Source organism: Cupriavidus sp. SK-3 (assembly GCF_000611145.1).
In the GTDB taxonomy this organism is placed as follows: domain Bacteria; phylum Pseudomonadota; class Gammaproteobacteria; order Burkholderiales; family Burkholderiaceae; genus Cupriavidus.
Map to the genome: position 1 here is coordinate 1 of NZ_JFJV02000169.1, position 20,074 is coordinate 20,074.

Annotated in this window: 17 protein-coding genes; 13 read left to right on the forward strand and 4 right to left on the reverse strand. The window is 66.9% G+C overall.

Going from position 1 to position 20,074, the window contains the following annotated elements; genetic code table 11:
- The 6 genes from CF70_RS17060 to CF70_RS17085 all read left to right on the forward strand — a co-directional run.
- Positions 1-1,101: formylglycine-generating enzyme family protein (locus tag CF70_RS17060; protein ID WP_051648586.1), on the forward strand; the 1,101-nt coding region annotated here is incomplete at its 5' end.
- A gap of 260 nt (positions 1,102-1,361) precedes the next feature.
- Complete coding sequence (locus CF70_RS17065; RefSeq protein WP_051648588.1) at positions 1,362-3,869, forward strand: spermidine synthase; 2,508 nt, start codon at positions 1,362-1,364, stop codon at positions 3,867-3,869.
- Positions 3,870-3,946: 77 nt separating this feature from the next.
- Entirely contained in the window at positions 3,947-5,599 is a 1,653-nt protein-coding gene (locus CF70_RS17070; protein ID WP_081862215.1) for an arylsulfatase, read from the forward strand.
- A gap of 167 nt (positions 5,600-5,766) precedes the next feature.
- Complete coding sequence (locus CF70_RS17075; RefSeq protein WP_081862216.1) at positions 5,767-7,179, forward strand: DUF2252 domain-containing protein; 1,413 nt, start codon at positions 5,767-5,769, stop codon at positions 7,177-7,179.
- 544 nt (positions 7,180-7,723) lie between these two features.
- On the forward strand, positions 7,724-8,680 hold the full coding sequence (locus CF70_RS17080) for a LysR family transcriptional regulator (protein ID WP_035867032.1): 957 nt from the start codon (positions 7,724-7,726) through the stop codon (positions 8,678-8,680).
- Between the two features lie 239 nt (positions 8,681-8,919).
- Positions 8,920-9,876 (forward strand): SphA family protein, encoded by a 957-nt coding sequence (locus CF70_RS17085; protein WP_035867033.1) that lies wholly within the window; start codon positions 8,920-8,922, stop codon positions 9,874-9,876.
- Positions 9,877-9,990: 114 nt separating this feature from the next.
- Here CF70_RS17085 and CF70_RS17090 read toward each other — a convergent pair whose 3' ends face one another.
- Positions 9,991-10,899 carry a LysR family transcriptional regulator gene (locus CF70_RS17090; protein ID WP_035867035.1) on the reverse strand — a complete coding sequence of 303 codons (909 nt, stop codon included), beginning with the start codon at positions 10,897-10,899 and terminating at the stop codon, positions 9,991-9,993.
- Positions 10,900-11,023: 124 nt separating this feature from the next.
- Here CF70_RS17090 and CF70_RS17095 point away from each other — a divergent pair, with 124 nt between their 5' ends.
- The 7 genes from CF70_RS17095 (at position 11,024) to alaC (ending at position 17,059) form a co-directional block, all read left to right on the forward strand.
- The gene (locus tag CF70_RS17095; protein WP_035867036.1) at positions 11,024-11,911 is read left to right on the forward strand and encodes a pirin family protein; all 888 of its coding nucleotides are present in this window, start codon (positions 11,024-11,026) and stop codon (positions 11,909-11,911) included.
- A 169-nt stretch (positions 11,912-12,080) separates the two neighbouring features.
- Positions 12,081-12,707, forward strand: a complete 627-nt coding sequence (gene ycaC / locus CF70_RS17100; RefSeq protein ID WP_035867037.1) for an isochorismate family cysteine hydrolase YcaC — start codon at positions 12,081-12,083, stop codon at positions 12,705-12,707.
- A 174-nt stretch (positions 12,708-12,881) separates the two neighbouring features.
- Positions 12,882-13,607 (forward strand): PadR family transcriptional regulator, encoded by a 726-nt coding sequence (locus tag CF70_RS17105; RefSeq protein WP_035867038.1) that lies wholly within the window; start codon positions 12,882-12,884, stop codon positions 13,605-13,607.
- A gap of 63 nt (positions 13,608-13,670) precedes the next feature.
- Positions 13,671-14,492: a siderophore-interacting protein gene (locus CF70_RS17110; RefSeq protein WP_035867039.1), complete on the forward strand. Its 822-nt coding sequence runs from the start codon at positions 13,671-13,673 to the stop codon at positions 14,490-14,492.
- Positions 14,493-14,648: 156 nt separating this feature from the next.
- On the forward strand, positions 14,649-15,104 hold the full coding sequence (locus CF70_RS17115; protein WP_035867040.1) for a winged helix-turn-helix transcriptional regulator: 456 nt from the start codon (positions 14,649-14,651) through the stop codon (positions 15,102-15,104).
- Between the two features lie 71 nt (positions 15,105-15,175).
- Positions 15,176-15,703 (forward strand): DUF523 domain-containing protein, encoded by a 528-nt coding sequence (locus CF70_RS17120; RefSeq protein WP_035867041.1) that lies wholly within the window; start codon positions 15,176-15,178, stop codon positions 15,701-15,703.
- A 99-nt stretch (positions 15,704-15,802) separates the two neighbouring features.
- Entirely contained in the window at positions 15,803-17,059 is a 1,257-nt protein-coding gene (gene alaC / locus CF70_RS17125) for an alanine transaminase (protein ID WP_035867044.1), read from the forward strand.
- Between the two features lie 67 nt (positions 17,060-17,126).
- Here the strand turns inward: alaC and CF70_RS17130 are convergent, their stop codons facing one another.
- Genes CF70_RS17130 through mmsB form a run of 3 tightly spaced genes read right to left on the reverse strand, consistent with a single transcriptional unit; the run spans position 17,127 to position 19,943 of the window.
- Positions 17,127-18,266 (reverse strand): enoyl-CoA hydratase/isomerase family protein, encoded by a 1,140-nt coding sequence (locus tag CF70_RS17130; protein ID WP_035867046.1) that lies wholly within the window; start codon positions 18,264-18,266, stop codon positions 17,127-17,129.
- 10 nt (positions 18,267-18,276) lie between these two features.
- Positions 18,277-19,047 carry an enoyl-CoA hydratase gene (locus tag CF70_RS17135; RefSeq protein WP_035867048.1) on the reverse strand — a complete coding sequence of 257 codons (771 nt, stop codon included), beginning with the start codon at positions 19,045-19,047 and terminating at the stop codon, positions 18,277-18,279.
- Positions 19,044-19,943 carry a 3-hydroxyisobutyrate dehydrogenase gene (mmsB, locus tag CF70_RS17140; RefSeq protein WP_035867050.1) on the reverse strand — a complete coding sequence of 300 codons (900 nt, stop codon included), beginning with the start codon at positions 19,941-19,943 and terminating at the stop codon, positions 19,044-19,046. The genes CF70_RS17135 and mmsB overlap by 4 nt, the downstream gene beginning before the upstream one ends.
- Positions 19,944-20,074: the final 131 nt, after the last annotated feature.

A 20,074-nucleotide genomic window follows, 5' to 3' on the forward strand; every position in this document is an offset into this window, starting at 1 on the left:
GCCTGGTGGCAGGCGCGCGGCGCCGCGCAGGTACCGGCCAAAGCGGTATTCGGCGATGGCACGCGCGGCCCCAGGGACATGGCCTGGGTGCCGGGCGGGGAATTCCTGATGGGCAGCGACCATAAGCTGGCGCAGGCCAACGAGCGGCCGGCCCACAAGGTGCGCGTGCATGGTTTCTGGATGGATATCCACCACGTCACCAACGCGCAATTTGCCGCCTTCGTGCGCGCAACCGGCTATGTCACCACGGCCGAACGCAAACCGGACTGGGAGACGCTGCGCGTGCAGTTGCCCCCTGGCACGCCGCGTCCGCCCGATTCGGCGATGGTGGCGGGCGGCATGGTGTTTGTCGGCACCAACCGGCCGGTGCCGCTGCAGGATTACTCGCGCTGGTGGCGCTATGTGCCCGGCGCGGACTGGCGGCATCCGGGCGGCCCCGACAGCAATATCACCGGCAAGGACGATCATCCGGTGGTGCAGGTTTCCCATGAAGACGCGCAGGCCTACGCGAAATGGGCCGGCAAGCGCCTGCCTACCGAGGCCGAATGGGAGTTCGCCGCGCGCGGCGGGCTGGAACAGGCGACCTATAGCTGGGGCGACCAGTTCGCCCCGGAAGGCCGACAGATGGCCAACGTCTGGCAGGGACAACAAGCGCAGCCGTTCCCGGTAGTCAGCGCGAAGGCCGGCGGCGCGCTCGGCACCAGCCCGGTGGGCACGTTCCCGGCCAACGGCTACGGCCTGTCCGACATGACCGGCAACGCCTGGCAGTGGGTGGCAGACTGGTACCGCGCCGACCAGTTCCGGCGCGAAGCCGTGAGCGCCAGGCCGATCGAGAACCCTGGCGGCCCGGCCGATTCGTGGGACCCCTCGGAGCCCGGCGTCCCCGTGGCCGCGCCGCGCCGCGTCACGCGCGGCGGGTCTTTCCTCTGCAATGAAGACTATTGCCTGAGCTATCGCCCCAGCGCCAGGCGCGGCACCGATCCGTACAACAGCATGTCGCACCTCGGCTTCCGGCTGGTGGTGGACGACACGCAGTGGAAGCAGGCCAGGGACGGCAAGGCCGCTACGCAGGCTGCCGCAGGTAGCCCGCGGCCAGGTTGAGCGGGGCGGCAAACCATTTCCGACGCGCGGTGCGGCAGGGGCCTGTGTGCCGGCGGCAGTTTTTCGCCTGCTGCCTGGCCAATCGCGGTCCGTTGACAGGGACGCCATGACACGCATGAGCCGGATCGGGACCGGCCGCTTGTAGCGGGGCGGCAGCGCCCGCGCGGCGCGGGATGGGATGCACGCGGAGGCTGGGACAGATGAGCAGGAACCGGACACATTCAGCCGCGATGGCGGCACTGCCACAGGGACGGCCCGCAATGCCGTCACGGCCCCTGGCGCTGGAAGCGGCAGAGACGCATGGGGCTTTGCTGGCGGCGCTGCTGTTCGCCTCCGGTGCATCCGCGCTGGTCTACCAGGTGCTGTGGGTCAAACAGGTGGCGCTGATTGTTGGTGTTGACGTCTATGCCGTCACCACGGGTGTCAGCGCGTTCTTCCTTGGCCTGGCCTGCGGCGGCTGGGCGCTGGGCCGGCGCGCGGACCGCGCGGCACGGCCCTTGATGTTCTACGCCGCGCTGGAACTCGGCATCGCGGTGCTGGGCCTTGGCGCCACGCTCGGGCTGGCGCAAGCGGCACCGTGGTTCGTGGCGATCGAGAGCCGCGCCGGCCTGCTGGCCTGGTGCCTGCCGTTCGCGCTGATCGGGGTGCCTGCCTTGTTGATGGGCGGCACCTTGCCCGCGCTGATGGCGGCCTGCGCGCCGCCGGCGGGCAAGGTGGCGCGTACCGGCGGCGGGCTCTACGCGGCCAATACCCTGGGCGCCATGGCCGGCGCCTTGCTGACCACCTTTATGCTGGTGCCTTCGTTTGGCGTGCGTGGCGCCGCCATGGCCGCTGCGCTGGTCAACCTGGCGCTGGCGGCAACGGCGCTTGGCCTGGGCCGCGCCAGCGCGCCTCGGGCAATCGATGCCGCCGCGCCAGCACCCGTGCCCGCGCCGCAAGCGCGGGCACGGCTGGCGGTGGGGCTCTATGCCGTGGCAGGCGGCATCGCGCTCGGCTATGAAGTGGTCTGGTCGCAGACCATCGTGCAGTTCATGAGCACGCGCAGCTTTGCCTTCACCATCGTGCTGGCCACCTACCTGGGCGGCCTGGTGGCAGGCAGCGCCATCTACGCCCGTTTTGCCGACCGCGTGCGCGATCCGTGGGGCGTGTTTGGCGTGCTGGTGGGGCTTGCGGGCCTGGTCGCGCTGCTGCAGGTGGCGGGGCTCGGGAACTGGCTGGTCCAGTTGCAGGTGAGCCTCGCAGGCGTGGTCATGGCGGTCACGGGCAGCGAGCTGGCCGCAATGTGCGCGCGCTTTGCGCTGGCGGGGCTGTGCGTGGTGTTTGCGCCCACGATGCTGCTCGGTGCGGCGTTTCCCGCAGCTTTGCGCCTGTGTGCCGAACCCGGCCATATCGGCCGCGACGTCGGCGTTGTGCTGGCGCTCAATACGATGGGCGGCATCGCCGGCACCTTCCTGACGGGCTTCGTGCTGGTGCCGGCGCTAGGCCTTGTCCATACCCTTGGGATACTCGCCGCTGCGGCGGCTACGGTGGGCACGGTTGCCGTGCTGCGCGGCCCCGGCGTGCGGCCCGCCCTGTGTGCGGCCGCCCTGGGCATCGGCGTCTGCGTGGCAGTGGCCGCCGTGCTGACGCCGCCCGATCGTCTCGCGCGGCTGCTGGCCGAGGCCAAGGACGGCACCCTGGTTTCCTACGAGGAAAGCCCCGGCGGCACGGTCGCCGTGATCGAGCAGGGCAGGCCGGGCGCCAGCTTCCGGCGCCTGTACATCTCAGGTGTCTCCAACTCGGGAGACGCCATCGGGTCGCTGCGTTACATGCGGCTGCAGGCCTTGCTGCCGCTGCTGGTCCACACGCAGGAGCCGCGCTCGGCGCTGGTGGTTGCGCTTGGCACCGGCATTACCGCGGGCGCGCTCACGCAATACCCGGGACTGGAACGCCGCGTCACGGCCGAGCTGCTGCCTTCGGTGGTGCGTGCCGTGCCGGAATTCCAGGGTAACTACGACGTCAGCCGCCATCCCGGATCCGACATCCGCGTGCGCGACGGCCGCCACGAACTGCTGCGCAGCACCGAGCGCTATGACCTGATCACCCTGGAACCACCGCCGCCATCAGCTGCCGGCGTGGTGAATCTCTACTCGCGCGATTTCTACGAGCTGGCGCGCAGCCGCCTGCAGCCGGGCGGGCTGTTTGCCCAGTGGCTGCCGCTGGCCACGCAGAACGACGAAGACTCCCGCGCGCTGGTGCGCAGCTTCCTTGACGCGTTCCCGCACGCCTCGCTATGGACTACCGAGGTGCACGAGATGCTGCTGGTGGGCTCGGACGCGCCGCTGGACCTGGACGCCGCGCGCATCCAGGCGCGCTTCAACCAGCCAGCCGTGGCCGGCGCCCTGCGCGAGGTCGGCATCAATTCGCCCGCCGCGCTGCTCGCCACCTGGGTGACAGGGCGGGAAGGGCTGGAACGCTACGCCGCCGGCGCGCCGGCCGTGACGGACGACCGGCCGTTGATCGAGTACGCGGGCTGGGTGCGGCGCGACGAGATATCGCGCGTGCTGCCTGCCTTGCTGGATCTGCATGTGGCACCGCCGTTGCGCGGCGCCGGCCCTGCGTTTCTGGCGGACATCGATCGGGAGCGTGGCCGGCTGATGCACTTCTACGCGGCCACGCTCGCCGCTTACGCCGGCGACCGTCAGCGCTGGCGGGAAGAGATCGGGCTGGCCGTGCAGGGCGGTGAGGCCAACCAGTACTTCCGCCGCATGCTGGGCATGCGGGACTGAGCAACGAGAGATCCGCGAACACGGATTGGGGAAACCGGGGCCGCCGGCAGCGGTCGGGTAACAGAGGAGGAGCACACATGCGAATCAATCGCTCACTGAAGCGAGCGGCCATCGCGCTCGCGGTGGCGGTGCCGATCGCGGCGGCCGGTTGGCTGGTATCCGCACCAACCGTCACAATGGCCGCGGACGCGCCTGCCAAGGCGCCAGCGAGCGCGCCGAACAACACGTCCGCCAAGAAGCCGAATATCCTGGTGATCTTCGGCGACGACATCGGGCAGACCAATATCAGCGCCTATAGCATGGGTGTGGTCGGTTACAAGACGCCGAACATCGACCGTATCGCGCGCGAAGGCATGATGTTTACCGACTACTACGCCGAGAACAGTTGCACGGCGGGCCGCTCCTCCTTCATCACCGGGCAGACGCCGCTGCGTACCGGCCTGAGCAAGGTCGGCGCGCCGGGTGCGCCGGTGGGCCTGCAGAAGGGCGATATCACGATTGCCCAGGCATTGAAGGCGCAGGGTTATGCCACCGGGCAGTTCGGCAAGAACCACCTGGGGGACAAGAACGAGTACCTGCCGACAGCGCATGGCTTCGATGAGTTCTTTGGCAACCTCTACCACCTGAATGCCGAGGAGGAGCCCCAGCGCCCCTATTGGCCCAAGGACAAGAACGACCCGTTTGTGAAGAACTTCTCGCCGCGCGGCGTGATCCACTCGTTCGCCGATGGCAAGGTCCAGGACACCGGCCCGCTGACCACGAAGCGGATGGAGACGATCGACGACGAGACCACTGCCGCCGCGCAGGAGTTCATCGAGAAGCAGACCAAGGACAACAAGCCATTCTTCGTCTGGATGAATACCACCCGCATGCACTTGTTCACGCATGTCCGCGACGCCATGAAGGGGCGCAGCGGCATGCCGGGCAACGAGTATGCCGACGGCATGCTGGAGCATGACGAGGATGTGGGCAAGCTGCTGAAGACGCTGGATGACCTGGGCATTGCCAATGACACCATCGTGGTCTACACCACCGACAACGGCCCGAACCAGTTCTCCTGGCCCGACGCGGCAACCACGCCGTTCCGCAGTGAGAAGAACACGAACTGGGAAGGCGCGTTCCGGGTGCCGGCCATGGTGCGCTGGCCCGGCCGCATCAAGGCAGGCGAGGTCTCCAACCAGATGTTCTCCGGCCTGGACTGGTTCCCCACGCTGCTTGCGGCCGTGGGCGATACCACCGTCAAGGACCGCCTGCTCAAAGGCTGGTCGCCAAAGTCCGGGCAGAGTTTCAAGGTGCACCTGGACGGCTATAACCAGCTCGACTACCTGACCGGCAAGAGTCCGAAGGGCGCGCGTGATGATTTCTACTACTTCAACGACGACGGCGAACTGGTCGCGATGCGCTACGGCGACTGGAAGATCGTCTTCTGTGAGCAGCGAGCGCCGGGGGGCATGCAGGTATGGGCTAACCCGTTCACCTGCCTGCGGTTTCCGAAGGTCTTCAACCTCCGCATGGATCCGTACGAACGAGCCGATGTCGTCTCGGACCAATACTACGACTGGACTACCAGGAATGCGTACCTGACGGAGATAGGCGTCACCAAGGCAGCGGCATTCCTTGAGACCTTCGTGACTTATCCACCGAGCCAGAAGCCTGCCAGCTTCAGCGTGGACCAGATCCGCAAGTCGGTGGACGAGCGCATCGAAAAGCAGAGGTCGCCGAAGAAGTAGCGGTCGTAGCCGCCGTGTCACTACGTGGCCCGCCGGTCATCCCGGCGGACCATGCTCACGCCAGACCCCGCCCTCGGGCCGGGGCGAACAAGAGACGCACACACAATGAATCCAAGAGAGGCAATCGCGGCGCTGCGGCAGCATGTCGAGTAATCCAAGGAGAGCTTGTGGACACCCCTGAAGACATCGAATCCCGCCGCGAGCGCGGCAAAGTCACGCGCAAACATGTTCCCCGCAGCGCGCATGTCGCGGTCGGCAGCGTTGAACGAGATCCCGTCGAACTGCTGGAGATCAACAGCGCCGGCCGTGTCGACCGGCTGGTGCCGCTGCGCTATGGGCGCATGATCGAATCGCCCTTCACCTTTTACCGAGGCAGCGCCATCATCCAGGCGCATGACCTCGCCGGTACGCCGAATTCCGATCTCCCCATCCAGATCTGCGGCGACTGCCACCTGGCCAACTTCGGCGGGTTTGCCAGTCCTGAGCGCTCGCTGCTGTTCGACCTCAACGACTTCGACGAGACCAGCCTCGGGCCCTGGGAATGGGACCTGAAGCGGCTTACCGCCAGCTTCGTGGTGGCGGGCCGGCATCTGCGCCACAAACGCGGCGTGATCGATGACCTGGTCTACCGCATCGTGCGCAGCTATCAGGGGCGCATGGCCAACTATGCCGGGATGGGCATTCTCGACACCTGGTATGACGCCATCACCTTCGAGCGGCTGATGGCCGAGACGGCTTCACCGCAGATCCGCAAATCCCTGGAGCGCGGCATGGCGCGCGCGACCAGGCGCGCCAGCGCAGCACTGCTGCCGAAGTTGTCGGAGCGGGTTGGCGAGCGCTGGAGGATCCGCGACGCACCGCCGGGGATCTTCCACATACAAGGCGAGAACACGCTGTTCTCCCCCGAGGACGACTGGATGAAGATCACCGACACTGGCAAGGCTTTCGACAGGGCGTTCAAGGAATACCTGGGTACCATGGCCCCCGACCGGCGCCAGTTGCTCAGCCATTTCACACGCCACGATGCCGCCTTCAAGGTGGTGGGGGTGGGCAGCGTCGGCACGCGCTGCCTGATCATCCTGATGATCGACAACCACGGCAAGCCGCTCTTCCTGCAAAGCAAGCAGGCCACCCAGTCGGTAGTGGCGCGCTATTTCAAGTCGCCGCCGGTGACGCATGAAGGCCGGCGCGTGGTGGAAGGCCAGCGGCTGATGCAGGCCGCCAGCGATGTGTTCCTGGGCTGGAACAACGGGCCGTCCGGCCGGCATTTCTATATGCGGCAGCTGCGCGATATGAAACTGTCGCCCGAGATCGAGTTGATGGATATCGAACTGTTCAGCGAGTTCGCGGCGCTGTGTGGCTGGGTGCTGGCGCGGGCCCATGCCAAGGCCAGCGGGATGGCGCTGGAGATCAGCGGCTACCTTGGCAACAGCGATGCGATGGCCGATGCATTGCTGGCGTATTCAAACGCGTATGCGGATCAGGTCGAGCGTGACTATGACGTGTTTGTCGCCGCTTGCCGCTCTGGCCGCCTGGAGGCGCGTACGGATGCAGACATGGCGGCGGATTTCCGCATCTAAGGCGCCAGAGGGCGCACGGAGCAGCCGGCTTTCCTCCTGTGCGGCATGCCGGTCCCGGTCCCGCTAGATTTAGCAAAATTTGGTAGCCGTCCGGGCCAGGAGCGCGGACGGCTTGGGCATTCCGCAGCGCAGCAAGGCAAAGTGCCGCCTCGTTCGCGCGAAGCGTGGCGAATTCACCGCATGTAGCCTCAATCGACCCCGTTTCCCCGCCAGAAAAATTCAATACACACGCCGATAGATTTCAGATGGGGAAAATGTTGATATTGGAAACGATAGAACTAAAGTTCGTCACTGAGGACTAGCGCGCCAGCATGGCCGCCGAGACTGGAAACCAAATTTTCCAAAATTTCGGACTCAAGCAGGCGGGGCACTGGCCTGATGCCAGGGCAGGCGCCAGTTTCATCACGATGCTCCGGAGCCATCCATGCGCCAAGCCCTTGATTCGCGCCAATCGAATGCGATCGCATCGGCGGACAGGGTACCCGGCGCAGATGGGACGGGCGGGCAGGAAAGCGTGGGCGCGGCAAGGGATCCGCGAAGCTGCATGCCTGCCCGCAGGGTGAACACGCGCGTGCTGCAGACATTCATCGCCTTGCTGAATGCAGGCTCGATTGCCTTCGTGGCGGACAGGCAGCGGGTATCCCGCGCTACCGTGCTCTACCAGTTGCACTCGCTGGAAGACCGGGTCGGCACCTTGTTCCATGTCCAGTCCGACGGGGCGCTCTGTCCAACGCCGCTGGCTGTCGATATGGCGCCCAAGGTGCGCGGCATGCTGGAAATCTGGGCGGGCCTCGTTGGCGGCGGCGCGGGTGAGCCGGTTGTGCAGGCGCCCGGCAGCTTGCGTATCGGTGTCTCGGGCTTGGCGGAACTGGTGGCGCCGCACGTCCTTGGCCATGTCCGCAGGATGCACCCGCTGATGGATGCCATGCTGGTGCCCATGGCGACGGACGCCGCGCTGATTCAGGCACTGCGCCGCGCGGACATCCATCTCGGGCTTTCCCTTGGCGCGGACGACGCATTCCAGGTGGTCACGGACTGCGTGGAAATGCGCTGCCGGATGGTGCCCGTATGCTCTCGCCTGCGCCACGCGGAATTCATGGCGGCCAGGGTTGATGCCTGGCCGTGGTTGCTGGAAGACAGCATGCCGGGCCTTTCCGCGGATCTCGGCGTCTGGTTCCGCGCGGTGCTGGCCGGCGGCGAGCCGCGCGTTCGCGCGCAGTCTGTCGGCGTCCTGATGGACTTGCTGGCCGCCGGGCTTGGCGTGACCTTGCTGCCCGAGGTGGGCTTGCCGGGATACCTGGCCGAAAGACATCTCGCGGTGCTGGAGCCGGCGGTGCCATTCATGCCACCCCCGTCAGTCCACTTGTGCGTGGTGGCGCCGGCCGCGGCCCGTCGCGCTGCCCAGCCGAGAGCGCTGGCGCGGGATCTCTATCGCGTGCTGGTTGCCGATGTCGAGTCCGGGCAAGGCAGGCAGCGTGACGAACCTCACCCGGTCAGGTGATTGCGCCATGCGCCCGATTGCTTATGATCTGCGGCTGGGGCGGACCTCGCGACCCGCCTTTTTCACTTAGCCCTCGACCGCCCCGGCCGAGGGCTTTTTCTCTGGCGGGAAAAACACCAATTCTGGCGAAACCGTTTTTCGGGCAAAATCTGCAATCTTTGCCGGAGCGGCGCGATGCGCGCAACCAGCGGCCGGCCAACACAAGATTGCCGATCACCCGACTACAAGGTAAAACCCGAATGCACTCCAGGAAGACGAAGCCTCTCGCCATTGCGTTGCCACTGCTGCTCGCTGCGGTGTCGGCGCATGCCACCGAGGGCGCGCTGGGCCGGCCCATTTCCGGCACCAGCGTGGTGCCGAATGCCGGCATCGTATCGCCAGAGCCGATCCTGGCTGTCAACCTGGCCGAGATGTACCTGAATGGCTCTGTCGACGGCGGACGCCAGGTGCCGATCGGGGGGCAGGCCTCGCTTGGCATCAGCGGCGAGGTAGCCTTTACGCTGGCCACCATCATGAAGGTCTGGGACACCAAGACCGGCGCGTGGAATTTCGCCTCCAGCTTCACGCTGCCGTATCTGTGGAACCGGGTGGGCGCCAACGTGACGCTCGGGCGTTTCAACGGTAGCAGCCAGGACATCGCGTCCGGCCTGTTCGATATCTACTTCACGCCGGTTATCGCCGGCTATCACTTCTCCCAGACCGAGCACGTGGCGCTGAGCCTGAACATCTGGGCGCCCACGGGCAGCTACGATGCCAACGCGCTGGCCAACACGGGCCTGAACAACTGGACCTTCGTGCCGCAGGTGGCGTACACCAAGATCCTGCCCGAGCAGGGGTGGCAGTTCGATGTGGTTACCGGCCTGCAGTTCTACACGCGCAACAACGCCACCAACTACCAGAATGCGCCGCTCTTCACGATTGACGCCATGGCGCGCAAGCTGTTCACCAAATCCTTCAGCGCGGGGCTGATCGTCGGCACCACGCAGCAGCTTGGCAGCGACAGCGGACCCACCGCGGATCGCCTCAATGGCTTCCGCGGGCACGACTGGGCGATCGGGCCGGTCATCAACTACGACACCAAGATCGGCGCCAAGAGCACGCTTTCGCTCGGCCTGCGCTGGGTGCCGACGGTGGCGAGCCAGAATCGCATGGAAAGTACCAGGACCTTCATGGGCACGGCGACGCTCGTGTTCTAGCTGTTCTAGCGGGCTGTGCGCAGAGCCGTTCCGAGGTCGGAAGCGGCTGGCGGAATGCGCCGGCAAGACTGTGCCGGGACCGCCGCCGGTAACACGCCGGCTTGCCAGCCGGCGTTATTCCTCCACGATCTGCTCGAAGCGCAGGGCCAGGAAGTCGATCAGGGCCCGCACCGCGGGCAGCAGCCCCCGGCGCGAGGGATACACGGCATGGATGACGCCGCCCCTTGGCCGCCATTGCGGCACCAGCATGACAAGCCGGCCTTGCTTCAGGTCGTCCTCCACCACCATGCTCGGCAATGCCACCGCGCCGACCCCCGCCAGCGCGGCGAGGCGCAGGGCCAGCATATCGTCGGTGACCAGGCGCGGGCTGTGCCGGATTTCCATGCTGGCGCCATCGGGGCCCTCCAGTTGCCAGCTATGCGTGGGTTGCGGCGGGCCCCAGTCAAGCGTCGGCAGCGCGGCCACGTCGGCCGGCACGGCGGGCAGGCCGCGCTCGGCCAGCAGCGCGGGGCTCGCGACCAGGCACCAGGCGCGCCTGCCCAGCGTGCGCATCACCAGATCGCTGTCGCGCAAGGGCGGCACGCGGACCCGGATCGCCACGTCGACGCGCTCGGCGATCACGTCCACGCGGCGGTTGGTGGCCTCCAGATGCACGATCACTTTTGGGTAAGCCGCCATGAACTCCGCCACCATGGCGCCGATCCGCGCATGCAGCAGCGTCACCGGGCAAGCCAGGCGGACGATGCCCTGGGGCTCGGAACGCGTCAGGTCGATGGCCTGCTGCGCGGCATCCGCCTCGACCAGCATGGCCTTGCAGTGGCCGTAGTAGCTTTGGCCGATCTCGGTGACGGAGAAATGCCGGGTCGAGCGCTGGATCAGGCGCGTGCCCAGGCGCTCTTCGAGTACGCCGATACGGCGGCTCAGCTTTGACTTGGGAATGCCGAGGGCGCGGCTTGCCGGCGCGAAGCCCTGGTGATCCACCACCTGGGCGAAGTAGAAGAGGTCGTTGAGGTCGGGGTGCATCGGGGGGCATCGTCCTATCAATAGGACACTGAGAATAGCGCACGCCGACTACCGACGGGCCTGGGGACCGCCTAAGCTCTTCTTCAACAGAGGCGCAGTCAGCCCCCATCGCTCAGGAAACCTCATGAAGCAGATCATCGGCACCTATAGCAGCCCGCATGCCCACTGGGTGGGCGACGGCTTTCCAGTCCGCACGCTGTTCTCCCAGCAGAGCCTTGGCAGCCACCTGAGCCCGTTCCTGATGCTGGACCATGCTGGCCCGGCCGAATTCACGCCTGCCACCCGCAAGCGCGGCGTGGGCGAGCATCCGCACCGCGGTTTCGAGACCGTGACCATCGTCTACCAGGGCGAGCTGGAACACCGCGACTCCACCGGGCAGGGCGGGCGCATCGGCCCGGGCGACGTGCAATGGATGACGGCGGCGTCCGGCATCCTGCATGAAGAGTTCCACTCGGAAGCTTTCACCCGCACCGGCGGCACCCTGGAAATGGTGCAACTGTGGGTGAACCTGCGCGCCCGCGACAAGATGGCGGCGCCGGGCTACCAGACCATCCTGTCGGCGGACATTCCTTCGCTGCCCTTGCCGGGCGGCGCTGGCCGGATGCGCGTGATTGCCGGCGAACATCAGGGCGCGCGCGGACCCGCCCACACCTTCACGCCGATGGATGTCTGGGACCTGCAGTTGCGCGAGGGCGCGGATGTCGACTTGCAGGCGCCCGAGGGCCGCACCGTGGCGCTGGTCGTGCTGCGCGGCAATGTGCGGGTCAACGGCAGCCAGGCCGCGCAGGCGGGGCAGATGGTGCTGCTTGGCCGCGCGGGCACCGCCTTTGCGCTGGAGGCTACCAGCGCCGCCGTGGTGCTGGTCCTGCACGGCGACCCCATCGACGAACCGGTGGCCAGCTATGGGCCGTTCGTGATGAACACGCAGGAAGAAATCGCGCAGGCGCTGCAGGACCTGCGCAGCGGCCGCTTCGGGCATATCGAGGCAGCGCAGGAGAGGCGCGTGCAGTAAGCGCGCATCAGGATGCGGCGGCCCTCAGGGGCCGCTGCAGCCAGGCAGTTTGCATCCGACCACGAAACGCTGGATTTCCGGCGCGGCTGAGCGTCAATCGACGGGCCTTCATCATGATTGACTGTTGTTTGACTGTTGTTAATCGTTAATCCTCAAAAAGGAGCTTCGCATGACTACCCCGTACAAGCGCCTGGACAAGAGCCAGGCCGCCGTCCTCCTGGTCGATCACCAGGCTGGCCTGCTATCCCTGGTCCGCGATATCGAACCCGATAAATTCAAGAACAACGTGCTTGCGCTGGCGGACCTGGCCAAGTATTTCAACCTGCCCACCATCCTGACCACCAGCTTTGAAGATGGCCCGAACGGGCCGCTGGTGCAGGAACTGAAGCAGACCTTCCCCGATGCGCCCTACATTGCGCGGCCGGGCCAGATCAATGCCTGGGACAACGAGGACTTCACCAAGGCGGTCAAGGCCACCGGCCGCAAGCAACTGATCATCGCGGGCGTGGTGACCGAGGTCTGCGTGGCGTTCCCCGCGCTGTCAGCGCTGGCCGAAGGCTATGACGTTTTTGTAGTTACCGACGCCTCTGGCACCTTCAACGAGATCACCCGCAATGCCGCCTGGAGCCGCATGGCGGAAGCCGGCGCGCAGATGCTGAGCTGGTTCGGCGTCGCCTGCGAGCTGCATCGCGACTGGCGCAACGATATCGAGGGACTGGGCACGCTGTTCTCCAATCACATTCCCGACTATCGCAACCTGATCGCCAGCTACACCACGGCAAAGGGCGCCAAGTAGGCTCGGAGAGCCGGCGCTTCAGCCGCCGGCCCTCCGCGTTTCACTGGTCTGCGCGCGCGATGGCGCAGGCCAGGCGGGCCGGTTTCCCCTAGCCGCGCCCGTCGGGATCGCCTTGACATCCTTACTTAAGATATATATCTTACGATATGTCTTTCGATAGTAAGGATTGCGATCATGCGTCACCATCCACTTCTGGGCAGGCTTAGCCATCACATGCTGGCTCACCTGTCGTCTCATTTCTCCGCCCATCCCTCGTCCCACGGAGCTCGCCAAGCCATCCATGCCGTTGGCCGCCATCGCCATGGCGGCGGTCCGGGCGGCTTCTTTGGCGGCGGCGACGGCTTCGATGGCGACGGCGATAGCTGGCGGCGCGGCCGCAAGTTCAGTTCGGACGATCTGCAACTGATGCTGCTGTCCCTGCTGGAGGAAAAGCCCAGCCATGGCTATGAACTGATCAAGGCGCTGGAAACCCGCACCAACGGTTTCTACAAGCCCAGCCCCGGCATGGTCTATCCCGCGCTGACGTTCCTGGAAGAAGTCGGCTACGCCACCGTGGATACCGAGGGCAACAAGAAGCGCTACCAGCTGGCGGAGCCGGGCCGGGCGCATCTCGAAGCCAACCGCGAGCGGCTGGCGCTGATGCTCAACAAGCTCAAGCACGTGGCGCGCAAGATGGAGTGGGTGCGGCGCGCGCTGTCGGGCGAAGGGGCCGAGGGCGGCGACGAGCGTGAAGCCGAAGGCGGCTGGCTGCCCGAATTCGTCGAGGCGCGCCTGGCGCTCAAGCGCGCACTGCTGATGCGCACCGAGGCTGCGCCGGCCGAGCAGCGCCGCATCGCCGCCATCCTGGCGAGGGCCACGGCGGAGATCAATGCCGGGCGGGACGGGCAGGGTGCTACCTGAGTGCTGACCCGGTTCCCGACACTCCATATCCCGAATTCCAACTCCCAGTCATCAAGGAGATCCATGCATACTCGCGACCTCACCGTGCAACGCGTTCGCCATGAACTCAAGATGCGCCTGCTGCAAGTGGTGCGTACCCAGGCTGTCTCCCCGCAACTGCTGCGCGTCACGCTGGCCGGAGACGACCTGAAAGGCTTTGTCTCCGCTTCCTTCGACGATCACGTCAAGGTGTTCTTCCCGGCGGCCGGACAGGACAAGCCCATATTGCCGGTAGCCGGCCCCAACGGCCCGGTCTTTCCGGAAGGCGTGCCGAAACCCGCGGCGCGCGATTACACGCCGCGCCGCTATGACCCGGTTGCGGGCGAACTCGACATCGAGTTCGTGCTGCATGGCGATGGCCCTGCCTCCACCTGGGCCGCGCAGGCTGCGCCCGGCCAGTATCTCGGCGTGGGCGGCCCGCGCGGCTCGTTTGTGATTCCCGAGGGCTTCGACTGGCACCTGCTGGTGGGCGACGAAACCGCGCTCCCCGCGATCGCCAGGCGCCTGGAGGAACTGCCGGCCGGCGTGCGCGCGCTGGTGGTGCTGGCGGTGGACAACGCCGCCGCTGAAATCCCGCTGCCCAGCCGCGCCGGCGTCGAACTCCGCTGGCAGCACCGCGACAGCGCGCCAGCGGGTGCAACCGCTGGCAGCCTGCTGGAGCAAGCGCTGCGCGAGCTCCCGCTGCCAAGTGGCGAGGGCTATGCCTGGGCCGCCGGCGAAGGCGCGGCGATCCGTGCCGTGCGCCAGTACCTGGTGGGCGAGCGCGGCATCGAAAAGGGCCGCATCCGCGCCGCCAGCTACTGGAAGGCCGGCGCCGCCGCCGTGCATGAGAACATCGACGACTGATGATTGACGGGTGCCGCATCCGTTCGCGCGGAGGTTGAAGACCGGATCGACTGGTTTTACAATGCAACCGCCTCGCCGTGAGTGCCGGAACCGGCGCCAGCGCAGCGCGCCGCAGCCCGCGGCGCCGTGCCGGCGGCGCGCAGACGGAGTTGCGATATGGTCCGGCGAACCAGCCTGGAAGGCGCGGAGTGCCCTGTTGCCCGCTCGCTCGATGTGATCGGCGACTGGTGGTCGCTGCTGATCGTGCGGGATGCTTTCGACGGCTTGCGGCGCTTCGGCGAGTTCCAGCGCAGCCTGGGCCTGGCCAAGAACATCCTGTCCGACCGGCTGCGCACGCTGCTGGCGCATGACATCCTGGAGCAGGTGCCGGCATCGGACGGGAGTGCCTATCAGGAATACGTGCTGACGCAGAAAGGCCGGGCGCTGTTTCCCGTGGTGGTGGGTTTGCGGCAATGGGGCGAGGCGTTTTTCTTCGCGCCGGGCGAGCCGCATTCGGTGCTGGTGGATGGCCAGGCCGGCAAGCCTGTGCGGCAGCTCGAGGTGCGCGCCGAGGATGGCCGCCTGCTCGGGCCCGATGACGCGGTGGTGAGGAAGGTGGGCGAGGCGGCATGACGCTGCGCAATCCATCGCAGACGTAGCCGATCCTTCGGTCTTCATTCATACGTAGTCCACAGCGCATCGCCATGCCAACGGATTCTTCCTCCCGCCCCGCGCTCCTTGTCAGTTCCTGCCTGCTAGGCCAGCCGGTGCGCTACGACGGCCAGGCCAAGGCCCAGCCCGAGCCCGTGCTGGCCATGCTGGCGCGGCATTTCGATCTGATTCCGGTCTGCCCGGAATCGCTGGGCGGCTTGCCCACGCCGCGCCCGCCCGCCGAGATCGTCGGCGGCAGCGGCGCGCACGTGCTGGCCGGTGCCGCCATCGTGCGCGATGCCACCGGCGCCGATGTCACGCAGCCCTTCACGGCAGGCGCGCGCGACGCGCTGGCGATCGCGCGGCAGCGCCAATGCAAGCATGCCTTGCTCAAGGCGCTGAGCCCGTCCTGCGGCAACCGCGAACACTACGACGGTTCGTTCAGCGGCGCCGTGCGTCCGGGGCAGGGCGTGGCCGCGGCATTGCTGGCCGAGGCGGGTGTGCGCGTGTGGAATGAAAACGAGATCGAGGCGCTGATCCGCACCGCGGGCGTGTTGCCAGCCGCTATGCAAAACCCGTAGACGCCGTGCGTATTCGCCGCTAAGATCTTCCGGTCGGCCGCACCAACGGCCGGCAGCGTCGCTCGGACGGTTCCGGGCGCTTACGTTCAAGGAAAATCCATGTCCGCCTCCGCAGGCAAGCGCCGCTTCGCGCGTATCGATCGTCTTCCCCCCTACGTCTTCAATATCACCGCCGAGCTGAAAATGGCGGCGCGCCGCCGTGGCGAAGACATCATCGACATGAGCATGGGCAACCCCGACGGCGCCACGCCGCCGCATATCGTTGCCAAGCTTACCGAAGCCGCGCAGCGCCCCGACACCCACGGCTACTCCGCCTCCAAAGGCATCCCGCGCCTGCGCCGCGCCATTTCGCACTGGTACCGCGAGCGCTATGACGTCGAGATCGATCCGGATACCGAGGCCATCGTCACCATCGGTTCCAAGGAGGGGCTGGCCCACCTGATGCTCGCCACGCTCGATCGCGGCGACACCGTGCTGGTGCCCGATCCGAGCTATCCCATCCACATCTACGGCGCGGTGATTGCCGGTGCCGATATCCGCTCGGTGCCACTGGTGCCGGGGGTGGACTTCTTCGCCGAACTGGAGCGCGCCATCCGTGGCAGCTATCCCAAGCCGAAGATGATCGTGCTGGGCTTCCCGTCGAACCCGACCGCGCAATGCGTGGAGCTGGACTTCTTCGAGCGCGTGATCGCGCTGGCGCGCAAGCACGATATCTTCGTGGTGCACGACCTGGCTTATGCCGACATCGTGTTCGACGGGTGGAAGGCGCCGTCGATCATGCAGGTTCCGGGTGCCAAGGATATTGCGGTGGAGTTCTTCACGCTGTCCAAGAGCTACAACATGGCGGGCTGGCGCATCGGCTTCATGGTCGGCAATCCCGACCTGGTGGCGGCGCTCACGCGCATGAAGAGCTATCACGACTACGGTACCTTTACGCCGCTGCAGGTGGCCGCCATCGCCGCGCTGGAAGGCGACCAGCAATGCGTGAAGGAGATCGCCGCGCATTACCAGACGCGCCGCGACGTGCTGGCGCGCGGGCTGATCGAGTCCGGCTGGCCGGTGGAGATTCCCAAGGCCTCGATGTATATCTGGGCGCGCATTCCCGAGCCGTATCGCGCGCTGGGATCGCTGGAATTCTCCAAGCAGTTGCTGGCCAAGGCCAAGGTCTGCGTCTCGCCCGGCATCGGCTTCGGCGACTACGGCGACGAGTACGTGCGCTTCGCGCTGATCGAGAACGAGGCGCGGATCCGGCAGGCGGTGCGGGGCATCAAGGCGATGTTCCGCGCGGACGGACTGGTGAAGGTGCCGGTGGACGAGCACCAGCCGCACGGCCACGCGCCGAAACCAAAGGACTGATCAGCCGCCGGTCGGACGCTGGTCCGATGACACGCCGGCGCAATGCCGGTGTGCAACGCGCACGGCGTCAGCCGAGCGACGCCAGCGGATGCGATTCACGCGGCCACGGACTATCGAAGAACGATTGCACCGTGGCTTCGCTGACTTCTCCCACCGTCTTCACGCGCCAGCGCGGCGCATTGTCCTTGTCGACGATCAGCGCGCGTACCCCCTCGATGAAGTCGCCCTGCGTAAAGGCATGGGATACCACGCCCAACTCCATGCGGAAGCAATCCGCAAGATCAAGGTCGCGGCCACGCAGCAGCATTTCCCGCGTCACGGCCATCATCAGCGGCGAGCGTCCGCGCAGGATCTCCAGCGTGCGCGCGGCCCAGCCGGTATAAGCCGGATCGGACTCGGCCGCCAGGCTGTCGAGCAACCCGGCCACGCTCGCGTCGGGACGGAAGTGCCGCAGCACGGCCGGCAAGGCCGCCTGCAATGGCGCGTCGGCAGCGCCGGCAACGGGCGTTGCCGGCAGCACGGCACGCAGGTCCGCCAGCACATCGCCCGTCCAGCGAATGCCGGCCAGGGTCTGCTCGATGCCTTCCAGGCTCGCGGCGGGCACGGCGATATCGGCCAGCTTGCACAGCAGTGCATCGGCAGCGCCGAGCGTCACGCCGGTCAGCCCCACATAGAGCGCCAGTGCCGGCGGCAGCCTGGACAGGAAATGGCTGGCGCCCACGTCCGGCACCAGGCCGATGCCGGTTTCCGGCATCGCCACCCGCGAGCGCTCGGTGACCACCCGCAGATGCGCGGCCTGCGCCAGCCCCATGCCGCCGCCCATGACGATGCCGTCCATCAGCGCCACCACCAGCTTGGGATAGCCATGCAGGCGGTAGTCGAGCCGGTACTCGTCGACAAAGAACTGCTGGCGCAGCGAGGTGCCGGCGTGGAAGCTGTCGTACAGCGCGCGGATATCGCCGCCGGCGCAAAAGGCTTTGCTGCCCACGCCGCGCAACAGCACGGCGGCGATGTCGCCGCGCGTGGCCCATGCCGCCAACTGCGTATCGAGCGCGCCGATCATCGGGTACGACAGGGCGTTCAGCTGACGCGGGCGGTTCAGCGTGATCACGCCGACGCCGTTGATCTCCTGGAACAGCACCTCGGGCTCGGCGTTCGTGGCGGCGGCAGGGCGTTCCTGCGCGGCGTCATTCGGGTTCAGGCGCATGGCGTGGCTCCTAGGCATTGCGCCATTGCGGCGCGCGTTTTTGCAGGAAGGCGTTGACGCCCTCGCGCTGGTCCTCGCCGTCGAACAGGTCGACAAAGCGCTCGCGCTCCAGCGCCAGCGCGGGGCCGCGCGGCACGCCCTGGCGGGCCAGGTGCACCAGTTGCTTGCTGTAGGCCGCCGCGCGCGGGCTGACATTGCTTGCGCGCTCGGCCAGGCGCATCGCGGTGTCGAGGGCCTGGCCGGCCGGCACCACCTCTTCCACCAGGCCGATACGCAGCGCGGTGGCGGCATCGATCCGTTCATTGGCCAGGATCATGCGCTTGGCCCAGCCCTCGCCCACCAGCCAGGGCAGGGTCTGCGTGCCGCAGCCGCAGGGCAGCAGGCCGACGCCGGCCTCGGGCAATGCCATCTGGGCCTGTTCCTCCGCAATGCGGACATCGCAGGCAAGCGCGCATTCCAGCCCGCCGCCCATCGCGTAGCCGTTGATAGCCGCGATCACCAGGGGGCGCGCATTCTGCAGTGCTTCGAAGGCGGCGCCAAAGCGCTGCGCCATTACCCGTGCATGGGCGCGGTCGTCGTCGGCGAAGCCGTTGAGGTCGGCGCCGGCGCTGAAAAAGCGGTTGCCGTCGCCGGTGACGACGATGGCCCGCACACGCTCGTCGGCGTTCAGCGTGCCCACCAGTTGCTGCAGCTGCTGCAGGCCTTCGGCATTGAAGGCATTGGCGGGCGGGCGCTTGAGGGTCAGGCGGGCGATATGCCCGTCGATCGCGTGTTCGATCATGCCGACGGCTCCTCTTGCGTCATGTACTGGCGGATCACGCCCGAGAAATCGAGCTGCCCGTCGCCGGCCTGGCTCACGGCCTGGTAGATCTGCTGGGCCAGGGCGCCCAGGAAGAGCGGCTGCCGCACGCTGCGGGCGGCGTCCGCGGCCAGGCCCAGGTCCTTGAGCATCAGGTCCGCGCCAAAGCCGCCGCTGTAGCCGCGGGAGGCCGGCGCGGCCGGGATCACGCCGGGGTAGGGGTTGCAGGTGTCGGCGGCCCAGCAGCGTCCGGTGGAGGTGTTGACGATGCCGGCCAGCACGCCGGCGTCGATGCCGAGCTTGACGCCGAGGGCCATGGCCTCGGATACGCCGATCATGGAGATGCCGAGGATGAGGTTGTTGCAGATCTTGGCGACCTGGCCGGTGCCGGTGCCGCCGCAGTGGACGATGTTGCGGCCCATGCCGGAGAGCACAGGCTGCAGTTGCTCGAACAGGGCTTGTTCGGCGCCTACCATGAAGGTCAGCGTGCCCGCCTGGGCGCCGCCGGTGCCGCCGGAGACCGGGGCGTCGGCCATCGGGTTGCCTTGCTTGCCAGCCTCGGCGGCCAGTGCGCGGATGGTGGCGGGGTCGATGGTGCTGGAATCTACCAGGGGGACGCCGGGGCGGACGCCGGCGAGGACGCCTTCGGGATCGAGGTAGGTGGCGCGGACGTGGGCGGCGGCCGGCAGCATGGTGATGACGAAGTCGGCTTCGGCGGCTGCCTTGCGGGCGGATTGGGCGATGGCGGCGCCGTCGGCTTTTAGTGCTGACAGGGCGGTTGGGTTCAGGTCGAATACGGTGAGGGTGTGGCCTGCTTTGAGCAGGTTGCGGGCCATGGGGGCGCCCATGTTGCCTAGGCCGATGAAGGCGATGTGCATGTTGGCTCCTTACTCTTTGTATCGGTTGTGTTTTTTGCGGTTTTGGCTGTTTTGGCGGATTTTGAGTCGAATGTCTTGAAAATCCGGGAACCTTAGAACCTAAAGTCAAAAGCGGTTTCACCCCCCTGCGG

Excerpts from the sequence above, each read along its gene's own strand:
- CF70_RS17080 (WP_035867032.1), top strand. The coding sequence starts at position 7,724 with ATGCCTGCCCGCAGGGTGAACACGCGCGTGCTGCAGACATTCATCGCC.
- CF70_RS17065 (WP_051648588.1), top strand. The coding sequence starts at position 1,362 with ATGCCGTCACGGCCCCTGGCGCTGGAAGCGGCAGAGACGCATGGGGCT.
- alaC (WP_035867044.1), top strand. The coding sequence starts at position 15,803 with ATGTCCGCCTCCGCAGGCAAGCGCCGCTTCGCGCGTATCGATCGTCTT.
- mmsB (WP_035867050.1), bottom strand. The coding sequence starts at position 19,943 with ATGCACATCGCCTTCATCGGCCTAGGCAACATGGGCGCCCCCATGGCC.
- CF70_RS17110 (WP_035867039.1), top strand. The coding sequence starts at position 13,671 with ATGCATACTCGCGACCTCACCGTGCAACGCGTTCGCCATGAACTCAAG.
- CF70_RS17105 (WP_035867038.1), top strand. The coding sequence starts at position 12,882 with ATGCGTCACCATCCACTTCTGGGCAGGCTTAGCCATCACATGCTGGCT.
- CF70_RS17070 (WP_081862215.1), top strand. The coding sequence starts at position 3,947 with ATGCGAATCAATCGCTCACTGAAGCGAGCGGCCATCGCGCTCGCGGTG.
- CF70_RS17085 (WP_035867033.1), top strand. The coding sequence starts at position 8,920 with ATGCACTCCAGGAAGACGAAGCCTCTCGCCATTGCGTTGCCACTGCTG.
- CF70_RS17090 (WP_035867035.1), bottom strand. The coding sequence starts at position 10,899 with ATGCACCCCGACCTCAACGACCTCTTCTACTTCGCCCAGGTGGTGGAT.
- ycaC (WP_035867037.1), top strand. The coding sequence starts at position 12,081 with ATGACTACCCCGTACAAGCGCCTGGACAAGAGCCAGGCCGCCGTCCTC.
- CF70_RS17095 (WP_035867036.1), top strand. The coding sequence starts at position 11,024 with ATGAAGCAGATCATCGGCACCTATAGCAGCCCGCATGCCCACTGGGTG.
- CF70_RS17120 (WP_035867041.1), top strand. The coding sequence starts at position 15,176 with ATGCCAACGGATTCTTCCTCCCGCCCCGCGCTCCTTGTCAGTTCCTGC.
- CF70_RS17135 (WP_035867048.1), bottom strand. The coding sequence starts at position 19,047 with ATGATCGAACACGCGATCGACGGGCATATCGCCCGCCTGACCCTCAAG.
- CF70_RS17115 (WP_035867040.1), top strand. The coding sequence starts at position 14,649 with ATGGTCCGGCGAACCAGCCTGGAAGGCGCGGAGTGCCCTGTTGCCCGC.
- CF70_RS17130 (WP_035867046.1), bottom strand. The coding sequence starts at position 18,266 with ATGCGCCTGAACCCGAATGACGCCGCGCAGGAACGCCCTGCCGCCGCC.